The organism is Rivularia sp. PCC 7116 (genome assembly GCF_000316665.1).
Lineage (GTDB): Bacteria > Cyanobacteriota > Cyanobacteriia > Cyanobacteriales > Nostocaceae > Rivularia.
In genome coordinates this window covers 4853344-4872504 of sequence record NC_019678.1, presented here as the reverse complement: position 1 = coordinate 4872504, position 19161 = coordinate 4853344, and the positions used below count along the sequence as shown (strand labels likewise).

Annotated in this window: 8 protein-coding genes; 4 read left to right on the top strand and 4 right to left on the bottom strand. The window is 36.1% G+C overall.

From position 1 onward, the window contains the following. Position 1: 1 nt before the first annotated feature. Positions 2-6034 (bottom strand): AAA family ATPase, encoded by a 6033-nt coding sequence (locus RIV7116_RS18900; RefSeq protein WP_015119913.1) that lies wholly within the window; start codon positions 6032-6034, stop codon positions 2-4. Between the two features lie 146 nt (positions 6035-6180). Then, entirely contained in the window at positions 6181-12060 is a 5880-nt protein-coding gene (locus tag RIV7116_RS18895; protein WP_015119912.1) for an AAA family ATPase, read from the bottom strand. A 344-nt stretch (positions 12061-12404) separates the two neighbouring features. Between RIV7116_RS18895 and RIV7116_RS18890 the strand changes: the two genes are divergently transcribed. Further along, a complete protein-coding gene (locus tag RIV7116_RS18890; RefSeq protein ID WP_015119911.1) occupies positions 12405-12974 on the top strand; it encodes a nuclear transport factor 2 family protein in 570 nt (189 codons plus the stop codon). A gap of 264 nt (positions 12975-13238) precedes the next feature. Here the strand turns inward: RIV7116_RS18890 and RIV7116_RS18885 are convergent, their stop codons facing one another. After that, complete coding sequence (locus RIV7116_RS18885) at positions 13239-14819, bottom strand: ammonium transporter (protein ID WP_083894138.1); 1581 nt, start codon at positions 14817-14819, stop codon at positions 13239-13241. A gap of 784 nt (positions 14820-15603) precedes the next feature. Beyond that, positions 15604-16113, bottom strand: a complete 510-nt coding sequence (gene purE, locus RIV7116_RS18880; RefSeq protein ID WP_015119909.1) for a 5-(carboxyamino)imidazole ribonucleotide mutase — start codon at positions 16111-16113, stop codon at positions 15604-15606. A 217-nt stretch (positions 16114-16330) separates the two neighbouring features. Here purE and nagA point away from each other — a divergent pair, with 217 nt between their 5' ends. The 3 genes from nagA (at position 16331) to RIV7116_RS18865 (ending at position 18839) form a co-directional block, all read left to right on the top strand. Continuing rightward, positions 16331-17515: an N-acetylglucosamine-6-phosphate deacetylase gene (gene nagA / locus RIV7116_RS18875; protein WP_015119908.1), complete on the top strand. Its 1185-nt coding sequence runs from the start codon at positions 16331-16333 to the stop codon at positions 17513-17515. 173 nt (positions 17516-17688) lie between these two features. Continuing rightward, the gene (gene bchM / locus RIV7116_RS18870) at positions 17689-18375 is read left to right on the top strand and encodes a magnesium protoporphyrin IX methyltransferase (protein WP_015119907.1); all 687 of its coding nucleotides are present in this window, start codon (positions 17689-17691) and stop codon (positions 18373-18375) included. Positions 18376-18416: 41 nt separating this feature from the next. Beyond that, entirely contained in the window at positions 18417-18839 is a 423-nt protein-coding gene (locus RIV7116_RS18865) for a hypothetical protein (protein WP_015119906.1), read from the top strand. The last annotated feature ends 322 nt before the right edge of the window (positions 18840-19161 follow it).

Here is a 19161-nt window from a genome sequence, read left to right as displayed (position 1 = left end):
CTCACTGCTCGCTGATAGGTAACTCAATCACAAATTCAGTTCCTTCCCCAAGTGTGGAGTTACAACTTAATTTACCGTTATGAGTTTCTTCGACAATTTGTTTGGCAATAGCAAGTCCCAATCCCGTACCTTTACCAACTCCTTTTGTTGTGAAAAGATTATCAAATATCCTTTCTCGAACTGATTCAGGCATTCCCGAACCATTATCTTTGATGCTAATTATGACTGTATTTTCTTCGCTAATAAATTCAGTATTAATAGTAATTTTATGAGGATTTGCTTTGATTTCGGCAAATGCTTTTCCTTGACTTGCTGTATCTAAAGCATCGATTGCATTGGCAATAATATTCATAAATACTTGATTCAACTGTCCCAAAAAACACTTGACGGGGGGTAGCTTTCCGTATTTTTTAATAACTCCAATTTCCGGACGTTTATCGTTAGCTTTGAGACGATATTTTAAAATTAATATTGTGCTATCAATACCTTCATGAATATTGCAAGCGACTTTTTGGGATGTATCTGCTCTAGAGAAAGTACGCAAACTTGTACTAATATCTTTAACTCTTTCTGTTGCTAACCTCATAGAATTTAACAACTTCGGCAAATCTTCGCTGAGATATTCTAAATCAATATCTTCAGCATGTTCGTTGACTTCTTCTTCTGGATTCGGATAATTTTCTTGATAGCATTTTATGTGAGCGAATAAATCTTGAATATAATCTTCAGCATTACTAATACTACCAGTGAGAAATCCGATAGGGTTGTTAACTTCATGTGCTACCCCTGCGACTAAATTACCCAAACTTGCCATTTTTTCATTTTGCACCATTTGTAATTGAGCTTGCTTTAATTCTGAAAGTGTTTGTTCGAGTTTTTCTGTTTTTTGATGTCTTCGATTAGATTCAATTGCTAAAGTAATTAAATTTGCTACCGAGCGAATAAAGTTTTGTTCTGCTTTAGTCCATATGCGTTGTGAACCCACTTGTTCGCAGCAAATCACACCACCTACTTCTCCATCTATCTGTAAGCTCGAATCAAGCATAGATAAAATATTGAGGGGACTTAAATAATTTTCTTTAAACTCATAAGTATTAATGTCATTTTGAGCATCATCTGCTGCGACTATAGGCTGTGAAGAAATAGCAGCAAAGTAATTTGGGTATTCGACAGCAAATAATTCCAATCCTTGTGAATGCGAATGAGGTTTTTTTTCAAATAAATCCACACACTTTATTTTAGTGCCTTCGTCATCAAATAACCAAATACTAACCCGTTCTATTTGTAATGTAAAAGCAGTTTTTTCTGTTAATTCTTGAAAGGCTGTTGTTAAATCACCTAAATTTATGGCTTGACTTTGAGAAAGTTCGCACATAGTAGATACTTGAATCTGCATGTTTTTCTCATCTTCAATCAGCTTTTGCTGAACTTGTTGTAAATTACAAAGAGATTGCTCTAATTTTTTCCCATAAATTTGGCTTTTTTGGTATAAACGAGCATTTACGAGAGAAATAGCAGCTTGTGAACACAAAAGATTAATTACTTCCAATTTTTCCCGCGTAAATGCACCTATGGTTAATTTATTTTCCAGATACAGTAAACCGATTAATTTAGCTTGATTTAAAATCGGTATACATAGCAAACTATATGGTTTTTCTTGAATAAAATATTCATCAGCAAGAAAATTATTTTTAATAGTAGCATTATTCAAAACAACATATTTTAAACTATTTTTGACATAATTTATTATAGTTTTAGGAATATCAACGCTAGTTTCGTATGGTATTGATAAGTGAGTAACTCCCAATTCCTTAGTCGCAATAGCTTCTAAACTGAGGATATTGTCTTTAAATAAAACCAAAGCAGCTTTTTCTGCTCCAGCGTTTTCTATTAATATTTGTAGTAAGGTTGAAATTAAATCTTCTAATTGAATTTCTGTGGATAATGCTTGTGTTGATTTGAGGAGACTTGCGAAATCTAAAGTATCACAAATACTGCTACTAGAACGATTTGTTTGGATGGTTTGTAAGGTTTGAACCTGGGTTTCATTGAAATGAAGGCTCTGTTTTTCTGTTTGCAATATTGGTAAAAGTAGTTGGGGATAGCATTTCTCTAAGTCATCGGTTTTAGCTTTTGCACCCCAACGAGCGAAGCAATAGTAAGCTTCTTGCATATAACCAGCAGCGACTTTCTCTTTACCCCAATCCAGATAAAACTTGGCTGCAAGTTCGTTAGCTAAGCCTTCTTCTTGAAGATATTCATTTATCTTTGCTCCAAAAATAGCTTTATCGTAAAATTCTAATGCCTTTATCTTGTCATCTAAAATGCGATATTTTTCTGCTTCTACTAAATCAAATTTATGTTGGTAATTCATGGGGGCATTCTGTGCCCAGTGTTTCATCTTGTTCTGATTATTTTCAATTTTATTAAGAATAGCTTTACTGTTTACATCTATAACTTTATGGGTAGCTAATTTTATCAAAGAATCGTAAAAGTAGAAAACAGGAACAACTAGATTTCCCGTAACTCCAACTAAATATTTTTCCGCTTCAGTAGTATTTTCTAATGCCTGCTCAAAGCTTCCAAACAAATAATTAAGAATCAATTGATTGAAATATATATAAAATATTACTGTTGCATCATTCGCTTGCTGATGTAGTGGCAGCATTTCCTGTTGATTATAGACTTCACCAGTAAGTTGGCATGGATTTTCAACTTGAGTTGATAAGTTTATAATTGCCTGCTGCAATTGCTGACTTACGTAAATATTATTTATCTGTTGAAATTTATGTAAAAATTGATTGTAGCTATCAATATTTTTATTTATTTCTAAGAGATTATTGCCACTTAAATAGGAATGATAAATATAAATATTAGTGGCTAAAGCCGCAAATTTTAAATCTCCAGTTTCCAATCCAATTGAGTAAGCCGATTGCAATGATGCTAAAGTTTCTCTAACATGTTCTCGATAATGTTTGACATCAGCATTCACGACAAAAATTGTCCCCGCTTGAATTTCTTTACTGTTGAAACGCTCTAGTAAAGATAGGGCTAACTCACCAAATTGATAACCTGTCTCAATATCTCCGACAATTCCACATAAAATGAGTGCCCACATCCCATATCCTGTAGCAGATATAGCTGAATTACCATATTTAATCGATAAGTTAACTTGCTCCATTACTAGTAAAGGTAACAATTGAGGAGCGACTTGATAAGCACAAGGAAATACACAATTGAGAATTCTTAAAGCTGCTAGTTTTGAGTCATCGCTCATCACAGGAATATCGATTAGCTCTAAGGGATTTCTCTGCGCTAAATTAGCAAAAGTTTTTTTCATGCCAGCCTCAATATGTGACTGGTTTGGTGTTTCTGGAAAATTAATACCTAAAAGTTTGAGGACTTGCAATCCAGTCTCTATGGCTTCAGAGAATTGATTTTGTGCCATATGTGCTTGGATTTCTATTTCATACACTTTAATTCGATCTAAAAGTGTTTTGGCACGATTATGTATCTCGTTAATCAGTTGATTCATTTCCTCAAATTTGGTATTGAGGTATGCTGCTTCTGTTGATTCCTGGTAAAGGCTTAATGTTAATTCGTAGCAATTTTGCCAGCTTGTAGTTGCTAATAAATTTCTTCCCAGAGTTAAGTAATTCATCGCAGCACTGTAGGCTGTTGCCGTTTTAGCTTTACATCCCGCTATCAGATTTAATTTTGCAAGTTGATTTTGTTCAACTACGTTAGTAATTAAATCAATGCCAATATTTAATTGATTAACAATCTCAAATATATTTTCTGATAACTTATATTCGGGAGTATTATTAAACAGTAGTTGTCCGATATGGTAATGGGTAGTTTGTTTTTGCTTTTCAGGAATCAAAGAATAAGCAGCTTGTTGAACTCTATCGTGCAAAAATTTATAGTTTGAATTGTAATTTTCAATTTGATAATCTTGCAATTCCCGCTGAGAGTGTATTTCCGATTCCAGATAAAACTTATAAACTTCGCTTTGCGGTAAAATCAAATTTTCTTGCAACGCTTTCCATAAATTTTTCGCTGTTTCGGCTTCCGATTGTTCGCTAACTATTGCCAAAGTTGCTAAATCAAATTGATTACCAATACAAGCTGCTAATTTCAAAATATTTTGCGTTTCTTCGGGCAACTTTTGCAACTGTAACGCCATAAACTCAACCACATCTGAGGTTAAAGCTAATGTTCTGATCTGACTAATATTGCATTGCCAAGAACCACTATCAAAATCAAATTGAATTAAATCATCTTCATATAGCGACTTCAAAAATTGCGTGCTAAAAAATGGATTGCCTTTCGTTTTTTGATATACAAGTTGTGTTAAAGGCTGTGATATTTCTAAATTACAATTAAGAGTATCAGAAACTAATTGGTTTAAGTTTGCTTCATTTAACGGTGCTAAAGTAATAGTATTAATTATTGCTGATGCTTGGCTTATCTCTTTGAAAGTCAACATCAAAGGATGAGCCGGAAATACTTCACTATCTCGGTAAGCTCCAATTAAGAATAAATAACCTTTTTGATTGCCAACCATCAATAACTGCATCAAATTCAAAGATGCTGAATCAGCCCATTGCAAATCATCTAAAAATATGACTAGAGGATGTTCTTTGGTTGTAAAAACTTGAATAAATTTTTGAAATAATAAATTAAATCTATTTTGAGCGGCAGTTCTCGATAACTCCGCGACTGCTGGTTGTTTGCCAATAATTATTTCTAATTCGGGAATAACTTCAATTATTACCTGTGCGTTATCTCCTAAAGCTTGTAAGATTTTATCTTGCCAAGTTGACAATTGAGCATCAGTTTCACTCAATAATTGTTCCATTAAATTTCGCAAAGCTTGAACGAAAGCCGAGAAAGGAATATTACGATTAAACTGGTCAAATTTACCTTTAAGAAAATAACCGCGTTGTTTAACAATTGGTTTATGAATTTCATTGACTACCGCAGTTTTACCAATGCCAGAAAAACCCGCAACCAGCATTAATTCTGTTTGATTATTAGTGACTCTATCAAATGCTGCTAACAATTCCCGAACTTCAGCTTCTCTACCATAAAGTTTTTCAGGAATAATAAATCTGTCACAAATATCCCGTTGAGCAATTTTAAAACTTTTAATATTACCAGTTTCCTGAAGCTGTTTTAAACAAACTTCTAAATCGTATTTTAATCCCAAAGCAGTTTGATATCTATCTTCGGCATTTTTTGCCATCAACTTCATGACAATATCCGACAAAACTTCAGGAATCTCTTGTTCCCTCTGCTTGGTAAGGAGAGGGTTAGGATGAACTTTTTTGATCGCTGGAGGTGTTTTCGCAATATGACAATGCAGCAACTCCATCGCATCATCAGATTTAAAAGGTAATTCCCCAGTTAGTAATTGATATAAAGTTACACCAAAAGAATAAAAATCACTGCGGTAATCTATCCCCCGATTCATTCTTCCTGTTTGCTCTGGTGATAAATATGCCAGTGTACCTTCTAAACTATTGGGATTTTTAATTGATTGAGTTTCTTTAGGTAGTAGTGAAGCGATACTAAAATCGATTAATCTAACTTCACAAGTTTCTGGATTAATTAAAATATTGTCAGGCTTGATATCTTTATGAATAACGCGGTTTTGATGTAAATTATGTAGAATAACTGTAATTTGTAACGCAATCGCTAATATATCTTCTTCTGAAGTGGCATTTTCTATCTTCATGTATTCATATAAAGAAATTCCCCCAAAATCTTCCATTATCAAAGCATAACTATTTTGGTATGGTTGTAGATTATAAGGGCGAACAATACCGGAAATATCTAAGCTTTTGGCTATGGCGTACTGATTGCGAAATTGCAGTAATTCATTAAAGTCAGGATAAGGGTTCTTCAGCAGTTTGATAACTACAGGTTTTTGGTCTGTATCTTGAATAGCACGGTATACAATGGTTCTCGAACCGTTGTACAGTTCTTCTTTGATAGAATATCCAACAATACTAACTTGTTTATCAACCATACTGTCTTTATCCTTAATACTTCTAAAGTTAGTATTCCCACGTCATTAACAAAAACTTATATTTAAGGAATAGATAGATTCATAGAATAGATAAGGATAATTCTCGGGAATTAATTTCATAAAATATAAAACCCAAAATCAAGTGACTAAATAGGTAACTCAATGATAAATTCAGTTCCTTTACCTAAAGTTGACTTACAACTTAATTTTCCATTATGGATTTCTTCGACAATTTGTTTAGCAATAGCAAGCCCTAACCCAGTACCTTTCCCAACTCCTTTTGTTGTAAAAAGATTATCAAATATACGTTCTCTAATTGATTCTGGCATCCCCAAAGCATTATCTTTAATAGTAATTAATATTGCATCACCGTCTTGACAAAGTTCTGTATTAATAATTATTTGCAGGAGATTAGTTTGTATATCGGTAAATATTTTTCCTTGACTTGCTGAATCTAAAGCATCAATCGCATTAGCAATAATATTCATAAATACTTGATTTAGCTGTCCCAGAAAACACTTGATTGGGGGAAGTTGTCCGTATTTTTTAATGACTTCAATCGCCGGACGTTTTTCGTCCGCTTTGAGACGATATTTTAAGATTAATATTGTGCTATCAATACCTTCATGAATATTGCAAGCAAGTTTTTCAGAAGTATCGGCTCTGGAAAAAGTACGCAAACTTGTACTAATATCTTGAATGCGCGCTGTTGCTAACTTCATCGAATCTAGCAACTTTGGTAAATCCTCCCTGATAAATTCTAAATCTACCTCTTCGGCATGTTCGTTCACATTTTCTTCAGGGATAGGATAACTTTCTTCATAGCATTTGATGTGAGCAAATAAATCTTTCATATATTCTTCGGCATTACTAACACTACCTTTGAGAAAACCGATAGGATTATTAACCTCATGTGCTACCCCAGCAACTAAATTACCCAAAGTTGCTAATTTTTCATTTTGCACCATTTGCAATTGGGCTTGCTTTAATTCTTGCAAGGTATTTTCTAATTCCTGTGATTTTTGAATTACAGATGCTTCAGCTTGTTCGCGTTGACGCAGTGCAGCCTTTTGTTTGCTGATATCTCGAACAACAGTTAATCCATGAGGTTTACCTTTATATATAAAAGGTACTGCTTTTACTTCAATATCAAAATAACTACAATCCTTCCGTTTTCCAATACATTGGGTGTAAAATTCCTGCCCTGCATTCAGAGTTAATAAATAACTACCAAATAAATAAACATAATCTGAGTGAATAAAATCTGATGGTATCAGAGATAGAAATTCTTCCTGAGTATAACCATACATCTGGCAATAAGTTGGATTAGATGCAATTATTTGTCCGGTTTCTAAATCACAAATTGATAATCCATCATTGACGTTTTCAAAAATGCTGCGATATTCTGCTTCTTTAAGAGTAATTTCCCGATTTTTTTGTTGTTCTTGACTGTATAAACGGGCATTTTCTAAAGAAATAGCAGCTTGAGTACAAAGAAAATTGAGAACGATAATGCGATCCCTGGAAAATACACCACTAGTTAATTTATTTTTCAGATACAAAATACCAATCAAATGTCCTTGGTTGAGGATTGGTAAACACAATACGCTCTTCGGTTGCTCTGTGAGTAAACATTCACCAATTACGGGTAAATCGGTATTCAAATTGTCAATTACCACAACTTCTTTGGTATTTTTGACATAGTGTATTAGCGTAGTGGGTACATTGGGATTATTTTGCAATGGTTGGGAATAAAGTTCTGTTTTTGAAGGTGTGGCAATAGCTTCGATATACAATTCTCCATCGCTATTAGGGAGAAGTAAAACACAGCCATCGCCGCCAGAGTTTTGCAGAGCAATTTGCGTTAGTTGGCACAGCAATTCATTGATTTGAATGGTACCCGATAATGCTTGAGAAGCTTTGAGCACCGCTGTCAAGTCTAAAGCAGTGTTAATACTTGTACTTGAAGATTGATTGGTAATTGTAGAACTATGATTTGAGATACTCGGTACAGAAACTGCACTTAAGGTTTCGATGGGATTTAAGGTTTGTACGGCAACATGAAGGATTGGATGCAGTAAATCGGGATAGCGTTGCTCTAAGTCGTCAGTTTTGGCTTTAGCTCCCCAACGAGCGTAGCAGTAGTAAGCTGCTTGCATATAACCAGCAGCAACTTTTTCTCTGCCCCAATCAATATAAAATTTAGCTGCAAGTTCGTTAGCTAATCCTTCTTCTTGAATGTATTCATTGGTTTTAGCACCAGCGATCGCTTTATCATACAGTTCTATTGCTTGTATTTTTTGTCCTAAAATTCGGGATTTTTCTGCTGATACCAAATCATACTTATGTTGGTGATTCATCGGAGCATGATTTGCCCAAACTTGCAGTTTTTGCTGATGAGCCTGGATTCTTTCTAAAATTGCTTGTTGTTCGGATACTGTAGTTTTAGGATAGAGTGCTAATCGTAATAAAGAATCATAAAAATAAAACAAAGGAACTACAATCAGCCCCGTTACTCCTCCTTGAGAATTTTCTACTATTTCGGCATGATTCAATGCCATGTCATAGCGCTCAAATAAATAACAAAGTAACAGTTTATTAATAAATAGATGATTAATTGTATATAAATCGTTAGCTTGTTGATGTAGCGGCAGCATTATTTGTTCATCATATGCTGTGCCTATTAAACTACATATATACTCGGATTTGCACTGTAAGTTTAAAACAGTTTGTTGATAGATACAATTCCAATTTAAAGCGACTTGCTGCTTAATTTGCCTCAAAGAATCAATATAAACTGTGAAATCTGTTTCCAGTGTTTGTAGTTCTTTTCCTAGCCAAAATGAATGAACTGGATAAATGTAAGCACAATAACCAGCATATTCCAAGTCACCTGTTTCTAATCCTGCGGTATAACCTTCAATCACAGGTGATAAAGTTTCCCTAATATGCTGTTGCCAATGGACTACATGAGCATTAACAACAGTTAATATCTTTGCTTTTAATTCTGAGGTATTAAATTGTGACGATATACCTAAAGCCAATTTTCCAAACTCACAGCCAGCCTGAATATCGCCAAAGGCTCCACACAGAAGTAATCCATATAAACTATAACCGTAGGCTGAAACGTCTGTGTTACCATGCTTAATCGATAATTTGACCATTTCAAAGGTGATTAGAGGAACCATCACTGGATCGCTTTGAAAAGCAGCAGGAATAACTCGCATTAAAATTTTCATTGCTGCAATGTTTTTGCGATTGTTCATTATCGGTAAATGAATTAAATCCGCAATTGATTTCCCTTGCAAACTATCAAGTACCTGCTCAAAACCTTGCCGAACATCATCGGGGGTTGGCTGCTCTGGAAAGTTAATATTTAATTGTTGTAAAATTGAGCGGGCAATTTTAATTGCTTCTAGCTGTTTACCTTGGACAATGCCAGCAGTTATCCTAATTTCGTAAACGCGTACTTTATCTAATAATATTTGGGCATATTGCAAAATAATTTCTGAAAACTGTTGCATCTGCTCAAAATTTCCACTCAAATAAGCAGCTTCAGCAACTAATTCATGCAATTCTAAAGTTAATTGATATTGATTTTTCCAGCTATCTTTGTTTAGTAATTCTAATCCAATTAGAGCATATTCAACAGCAGCACTATAAGCAGTTGATATTTTTGCTTTTTTGCCAGCAATGAGATTTAATTGAGCTAATTTAGTTCTTTCTCCAATATTATCAATTAATCCTCTGCCAATATTTAACTGGTTGATAATATCAAAAATATGCTCTGCTTGCTCGTTTATAGGGATGCTATTTAACAGCGATCGCCCTATTTGCAAATGTGTCTTTTGCTTCTGTTGCTCCGGAATCAACGAGTAAGCGGCTTGTTGCACTCTATCATGGAAAAATTTAAAATTAACAACTTGGGAAACCTTTCCTGGATTAACTTGTTGCTCCTGTTGAATATAAAATTTATAAACCTCACTTTGAGGTAATATAAAAGTCTCCTGCAAAGCTTTCCACAAAACAGTAGCAGTCTCAACCTCCGATTGTTGAGAGATTATTGCCAATGTACTTAAATCAAATTGATTCCCAATACAAGCCGCTAATTTTAAAATATCCAGAGTTTTTTCTGGCAATTTCTGCAATCGTAATGCCATAAATATAACAACATCATCTGTTAAAGCTGCTTCTCTGACTTTACCGAGATAACACTGCCAATATCCCGCATTCAAATCAAAAGTAATTAACTCTTCTTCATGCAAATTTTTCAAAAATTGGCTGCTAAAAAATGGATTTCCTTTAGTTTTTTGAAAAATTAATTTTGTTAATGGCTGCGCTAATTCTTGAGGACAACTGAGAGTATCTGCAACTAACTGATTCAAGCTATTTTGACTTAACGGTTGCAAAGTAATCGTATTAACGATTGCACCAGTTTTGTTTACTTCATCTAAAGTCAACATCAAAGGATGAGCCGGAAAAACCTCATTATCTCTATAAGCACCAATTAACAGCAGATATCCACTATCTGACTCGCTCATGAGTAATTGCATCAGCTTTAATGAAGCCGAATCAGCCCATTGTAAATCGTCTAAAAATATGACTAATGGATGTTCTTTAGTTGTAAATACTTGAATAAATTTTTGAAATAATAAATTAAATCGATTTTGAGCTGCCGCTCCGGATAATTCCGGTACACTAAGTTGTTTTCCGATAATGATTTCTAATTCCGGAATTACTTCAACAATTACCTGAGCATTATCACCTAATGCTTGAAGTAATTTATCTTGCCATTGTTGTATTTCTGCTTCGCTTTCTGTTAATAATTGTGCCATCAAATGACGAAACGCTTGCACAAATGCGTCCAGGGGAATATTACGATTAAATTGGTCAAACTTCCCCTTCACAAAATAGCCGCGCTGTTTGAGTATCGGTTTGTAAACTTCTTTAACTACGGCAGTTTTACCAATGCCAGAAAAACCAGCAACGAGGATTAATTCATTATTAGACTTTAAATCTGGCTGCTCGCTGTGATGAGAAATACCGGCAACTCGGTTAAATGCAGCTAATAATTGCTCGACTTCATTTTCTCTCCCATATAACTTTTCAGGAATAATAAATTTATCACAGATATCCCGTTGCGCTATTTGAAAACTTGCAATTTTTCCTGTTTCTTGAAGTTGTGTGAAACAAACTTCTAAATCATGCTTTAAACCCAATGAACTTTGATATCTATCTTCGGCATTTTTTGCCATTAATTTCATCACAATATCTGATAAAACTTGTGGAACCTCCTCCAACTGCCTCTCTTTACCAAGGTGAATTTTTTTTATCGCTGGAGGTTGTTGTGCAATATGACAATGCACTAACTCCATCGCATCATCAGATTTAAAAGGCAATTCCCCAGTTAGTAATTCAAATAAAGTTACACCTAGGGCATAAAAGTCGCTGCGGTAGTCAATTCCACGATTCATCCTTCCGGTTTGTTCCGGAGAAATATAAGCCAAAGTCCCTTCTAAGACATTAGGATTTATAATTTCTTGAGTTTCTTTAGGTAGTAGTGAAGCGATACTAAAATCAATCAGTTTAACTTGTTTTGTTTCGGGATTAATCAGAATATTAGCTGGTTTAATATCTTTATGAATAACGCGGTTTTGATGCAAATGGTGGAGAATTTCAACTAGCTGTAGCGAGATCGAAAAAAAATCCTGAAAGCAGGCAGAAATATATTCACTTAAAGATACCCCACCAAAATCCTTCATTACCAAAATGTAACTGTTGCCACAGGATTCTAATGAAATGGGATAAACAATACCCGGTATATTTAGATTTTTTATAATAGTGTACTGGTTGCGAAATTGCAGTAGTTCGTTAAAACTAGGATATTCTGAAGCAAGAATTTTGATAATAACCGGTATAGAATCTTTTTTTCTAATTCCTCTGTATACTAATGTCCTAGAACCGCAATAAATTTTTTCTAACAATTTATATCCTGATATCGCAGGAATAGGAATGTTGGTTTTCACAATTACCTCATATTACTAATTAAGTTTTATTTCTCAGTGCTGTAGAGTACTAGTCTTAACAGCAAAGAAAAGGTATATTACATAGGCTTACATACACATAAGTAGTATTCCCTAGATTAGGTGTTAGATAACAGTTACAAAAAAAGAATGGGTTTGATTTTACCGATTTATTTTGATTCCTGTAGAGATATTTCACTGCTATAGCACTGACAAATGTATGTTTAAGCACTATAAGTTATAAAAAATAAGAAATATTGCGTAGACAACGAGTTTAATAATGTAGCTGGAGAGACAATAGACAGATGCAAAAAACGAAGAAGAGCAAGTCCATTGCCTCAAAATCCATGGGGCGTTTTAGAGGTTTCAAAATTCTGATTGCTGTTATTGCTACCTTGCTAGTGCTTGTTGGGGGTAGCTTTGAATTTGCTTCTGCATCGCAACCCAACGCCAAATTAAATATTGAACAATTAACTGTTTGTTATGCCTTGGGAACTGATGCCATTGGAAGAGGAGATATTCAAGCAGGAAAGAATATTTATCAAGATTGTTTTACAGAAAATGCAGAGATTACTGCAATTTTCCCCGATGGAGCTAGCGCTAGCCGTACAGGTACAGACGAATGGGCAGATTTTGTTGCTTCAGTGTTTCAAGGAAATGGTTATGTCGCTACACAGCACCTGATTGGCACAGTCAATATTGACGTTAACCGTAATACTGCGACGATGACTTCTTACCTACAGGCAACCCACAAAATTTCTGATACTAGTATTGATGTAGCCAATGGTACTTATGAAGATGAATTAGTTAGACAAAATGGGCGTTGGAAAATTAGCCGTCGCACGCTCAAACTGATTACATTTTTAAATCTTTCCTCTCCCCCTAGTGCTTCTAGTGTTAATATGCCTAACCCCTAAAAATATCAACTGGATTTGTTAAAACCTAGTACTCTAAAACAGCTAAAATTGCCAGGTAAAGCTAGAGAGGAGGAAGAGGAGGAAGAGGGGGAGAAAAAACTTTGTTACCTCATTCACTCCACGTAGTTTTAGGTGTACTACTAGCAAGTCTAGAGATAAGCAAGTAAAAATTATTTCCGAAAAAAAACCCCACTTCTATTCAAAAAGTGGGGTTAATTTATTTATTCAACTATTCAACAGACAAAAGTCTTTCCATCAAACGAATTACAAACTTGTAGGCATATCTCCTTGAGTTGAGATTCCAGGTCTTTCTAATTCACCATATCCGATGGTGTCAGCTTCTTTAGCGAAACCACTGTAAGCTTCCATTCCGTGTTCGCCAATATCCAAACCTTCCAATTCTTCTTCCTTGGTCACGCGGATACCCAAAGTAGCTTTTAATGCTACCCAGAATACGGTGCTGAGTAGCACAGTCATACCGCCAACAGCCAAAGCACCCATTAATTGAGTGAATAGGGGAGCAATTCCACCACCGAACAATAAACCAGCTGGCGCACCGTCAGCATAGATACCGTCAGGGTTTGGTCCAGCAGCAAACAAACCGACTGCTAAAGTACCCCAGAAACCACAAACCAAGTGAACAGAAATCGCTCCTACTGGGTCATCGATTCTGATTTTATCGAATAAGGTAACGGAGAATACTACCAAAGCTCCAGCGATCGCACCGATAATTACCGCGCTGGGCAAGTTTACCCAAGCACAAGGCGCTGTGATACCTACTAAACCAGCCAAGATACCGTTGATAATCATCGATAAATCTGGCTTACCCAAGTAACCCCAAGCTACGAAACAAGCAGTAACACCACCAGCAGCAGCAGCTAAGTTAGTAGTCAAAGCAATGTGACCAATTGCGGTTGCATCAGCAGCCATTGTAGAACCGGGGTTGAAACCAAACCAACCCAACCATAAAATCAAACAGCCCAAGGTAGCAATGCTCAAGTTGTGGGGAGGAATCGCATTTGTTCTACCCTCACTATATTTACCAATACGTGGCCCCAGAATTGCTGCACCCATCAAAGCTGCCCAACCACCAACGGAGTGTACAACTGTTGAACCAGCGAAATCCCAGAAACCAGCACCCGCTAACCAGCCACCACCCCAAATCCAGTGTCCGGTAATTGGGTAAGCAACACCTACAAGTAAAAGGCTGAAAATCAAGAAGTCAACAAACTTAATTCTTTCTGCAACTGCTCCAGATACGATTGTTGCAGCGGTTCCAGCAAATGCTAATTGGAACAAGAATTTAGCAGATAGAGGAACGCCAGCCCAATTCAAAGAACTGAATACGCCTTGATAAGCATCTCCTGTCGCAGGGCTGTTATCAGCACCTGTAAGGAAGAAACCATTTACACCAAAGAACGGAGTTCCATCGCCGAACATGATACCAAAACCGATTACCCAAAAAGCCAGGGTAGCCAAAGCAAACACAATCAAGTTCTTAGAAAGAATATTGACAGCATTCTTTTGACGACACATTCCGGTTTCCAACATCCCGAAACCAGCGTTCATGAAAATTACCAAAAACGCTGCAATTGCAACCCAAAGAGTGTCTAATGCAACTTTAAGTTCCGCTGTAGTTGGTCCTTCCCCAGCAGGAGTTTGAGCAACTGCTGCATAACCCGAAGCCAATACGATAAAACCCGCAATTGGCAGACAAGCACGCAAGCTAGGATTTAAACCTTTTATCCCTTGCCCTACTTGTTTGATAAATGAGCTATTACGTGTAGCGCTAGTAGAGCGTTCTGAATTATTCCGCCTACCGTTTCTATTATTTCTTTTTCGCATCAGTTTTTGCATTTTCACTCCAAAACTTCCTTAACTGGAAAAACACCGCTGTCTTCGCATAAAACCGTCTTTAGCCGAAACGAAAGACTTATTTGCAAACTTTTTGAATAGGTTTAAATTTCAAATACAGAATTTTTCCCAACAGTTGGGGTTTACTGTTCGGCAATTCATGTTTGATTCTTATACCTATAAAAGTTCTTGTTCAAAAAGCCTATTAAGAAACTAGCAAACCAAAGAATCTAGCTATCAGTCAACAAAGCAATGATACATATGTTGCTGCCACTAGTTTTTCTTAAAAGATTATTATTATGTATTTTTGGAAACCTCTCAAGTAGACTCATCAATTCTTTAAAGTTTTCTATTTTTGACTAAAAGCCTTTCAAGTTAATCACTTGGCGAATTTAAAAGTTTACAACGGTTAGAAGACAATCATTACAGCACGTTCTTTGGGAATTCTGTAGCTGTTGCTACTATTATTTGGTATTTAGATTTATTTTTAGCTGTATACAAAGCTGTGAATAGCTGTAATAACAATCGATTTGTCAATGTTCTATAACTTTACAATCGCAAAAAAACAGGCAATTATTAATTTTTTATACAAAAAACTGCATTTTTCACTTACGTAGAAAAATATTAACTTTTCTAAAAAAATGTAAAGAAGTATCTTTCTATAATTTATTTCATCGCCAACTTATAGATTGAGAAATAGTAAAAATACCTGAAAGCTTAGTTAGTCTAATTACATTTAAAATTAGGAGAAACCCATGTAAACTTTCGATGAAAATTACATGTTATTTAAATAATCTTGATAGCCTAATTTTTCTAATTTTTCTTGCTTAGATATCACAGAATCGCGAAGATTTTGACGATATATAACAACTTTTTCTAATAAATCTGGTTGATGGGTAGCGAGTATTTGTACTGCCAGAAGTCCGGCATTTTTCGCATTGCCAATAGCTACAGTTGCTACAGGTATACCGGCTGGCATTTGTACGATTGAATGTAAAGAATCCACACCCTTTAAATGACGACTGGCAACGGGAACGCCAATTACCGGCAACGGAGTTAAAGAAGCAACCATTCCAGGAAGGTGAGCCGCACCACCAGCACCAGCAATAATAACTTTAATACCGCGATCGGATGCCTTAGTCGCGTATTCCACCATCCGCTGCGGGGTACGATGGGCACTAACAATTGCAACTTCGCAAGCAACACCGAATTCTTCACAAACTTTAATCGCATCTTGCATAGTGGGTAAATCGGAGTCGCTACCCATAATAATTCCAACAGTCATAAGCAACTTGAGATTTTGGATTGTGTATTAATAATCTCACTTTTGGAGCAGTTTGCGAAAACACTAAGATTTTTACAGAGGAATTGTGACTACAGCCAAAGCTCTGTTGCATGTATCAACTATTAGAAGAATTACTAAAAATGCGTTTTTATTCTTGATTAATAGTCCTAGTTTCTATCAAAATCGAATCAGCTATAGCTAAAATCTCGTAACTCTTATGACTCAAAAGACACTAAGCAATTTTGCTACGCCATTAAACATTATTAATGCTCTTGTTCCTGGTTACAAAGATAGACAAATGCTGTTTGTTAACCGCGAGGGCATTATTGAGCAAATAGTGCCAATGGGTAATATCATCAAACGAGTTCCGTTAACTGATTTACAAATATTGGATTTGGAAAGCGATCGCATTTCTTTGGGTGGTGTAGATTTACAGATAAATGGCGGGCTAGGAACTGCTTTTCCAGATTTAAATACAGAAAATATTGATAGCTTGCAAAAAATTTCTAATTATCTTTGGGATTGCGGAGTAGATGCCTTTTTACCAACTGTAGTAACAACTTCTGTAGAAAATATCCACAGAACACTATCAGTAGTTGCCGATTTTATGAAAAGCCAAACTTCGGGAGCGAAAGTATTAGGAGTGCATTTAGAAGGGCCATTTTTGAATCCTGAAAAACGTGGGGCACACCCACAAGAATATCTTTTACCTTTATCACTCAATGAAGTGAAGCGAGTATTGGGGGATTTCACAGAAGTTGTTAAGGTTGTTACTTTAGCGCCAGAATTGGACTCCGTTGGGGAAGTTATTCCTTACCTGCGCCAGCAAGGAATTATCGTTAGCTTAGGACATTCTCAAGCAACAGCAGAGCAAGCAGAAAGTGCCTTTAATATGGGTGCGACTATGGTGACTCATGCTTTTAATGCCATGCCATCTTTACATCACCGCCAACCTGGTTTGTTGGCTGCGGCTATTATCAATGAAAATGTCATGTGCGGCTTTATTGCTGACGGCAAACACATCTCGCCGATGATGATTGATTTACTGCTGCGTGCTAGCAATTATAGTCAAGGACTTTTCTTAGTCAGCGATGCTTTAGCTCCTTTAGGATTACCAGATGGTACCTATCCTTGGGATAGTCGAAAAATTACAGTTACTGAAGGTACCGCAAGATTAGCCGATGGAACTTTGTCGGGAACCACTTTGCCAATACTAGCAGGAGTACAGAATTTATTTAAATGGGGAATATGCGACTTTGAAACGGCAATTACCCTCGCAACCACCGCACCACGAACAGCAATTGGTTTGCCAGGAATAGAAGGCGCTCATGCTAGCAATTTACTGCGTTGGCATCACGACAAAACAACCAAGCAGTTAACCCCAAAGCGCTTGCTATCTTAAATTATCTTCAAAAAGTCTTTTGCACGCAGCTAAATATATTTCTCAATAAACCACAAATGCGCGGTCTTGGGTTTGTGGTTTTCTGCTTTTTTATTAGGTTTTATCCTCATCAATTGATATCCTACCGATAATAAGCAGTTTTCTCGATTTAGTACCGCTAATTATTAAGTTTTATGAACGTAGCAGACGATAAATCCATTGTTAAGGATTATTTCAATTCCACAGGGTTTGACCGTTGGAAAAGAATCTATGGCAATGGTGAAGTAAATACAGTGCAGCTTGATATCCGTAAAGGACATCAAAAGACAGTAGATACAGTACTTAGCTGGTTCAAAGCTGATGAAAACTTGTCAGAAATATCTATCTGCGACGCTGGATGTGGAGTAGGTAGCCTCAGCATACCTTTAGCTCAAGCAGGAGCAAAGGTTTACGCCAGCGATATTTCCGAAAAAATGGTGCAAGAAGGTAAAGAAAGAGCCGAACAAACTTTAGGAAATGGTGATAATCCAACTTTCGCAGTTCAAGACTTAGAAGGCTTGAGCGGTAAGTATCATACCGTTGTTTGCTTGGATGTGCTTATTCATTATCCCCAAGAAAAAGCCGCCGAAATGATTTCTCATTTATGCAGCAGAGCAGAATCGCGGATAATTGTCAGTTTCGCGCCCAAAACCTTTGCCCTGGTTCTATTAAAGAAAATCGGAAGTTTCTTCCCAGGACCTAGTAAAACCACTCGTGCTTATCAGCATCGTGAAGCCGATATCGTTGATTTTCTGCAAAAAAACGGCTTTAGCATCGAGCGTCAAGCAATGACGCGCACGCGCTTTTACTTTTCCCGGATACTGGAAGCTACACGTAAGTGAGGTTAAGATCGCGGCAAGATATCACATCTTGTCGTGTTTCTATGAAGTTTCTCACAAAAGTTTCGGCTGGCTTGCTACTCTCATTCGGTTCTATTTTTCTTATGCATGTAACTGTGGAGGCATTATCAACAGATAACCATAAAGCGACTCAAGAACAAAAACAAGAAATGGCAGATAAAGCCTTTGCTGGTTTAGCTTTAGGCTTATCTGGTGTAGGCTTAGGTTCATTCCTGGTACTGAGCTTGAAAAAGCAGCATCAAATACAGCTATCTAGCCATCTTCAGTCTACTTTTTATCGCCTTGTAGAAGAACAAAGAGGAGAAATTTCCTTATTACGCTTTGCTAAAGAAGCAGAAATTACCGGAGAAGAAGCTAAATTATTCTTAGATTCAAAGGCTCAGGAATTTAACGCTACCTTTGACCATAGTTATAACGGTGGTATTTATTATCACTTCCACCTCTAAGAGGGTGCATTATTTTTAATACTGTTTTGTTTTAATTAAATTGTAGAAACGTCTTTAATGGGGGCGTTTCTACATTAAGGGATAAACTTTTTATATATTTTGTGATTTTTATTAGTCTCGCCGGAGTTTGCAAACCTCCGTCTAATAGCTAAAGTTGTCTAAAGACTACTGTTCTGTCCTATTAGTTCTAATGGCTTGTAGAGACGTAACACTGTTACGTCTCTCTAGGTTTGAAGGAAAACGAACCCATCATATTTAATGGGACAAACTACTGCTATTTCTTTTTATTTATCTTTGATGAGTATATAGTAATTAAAATATT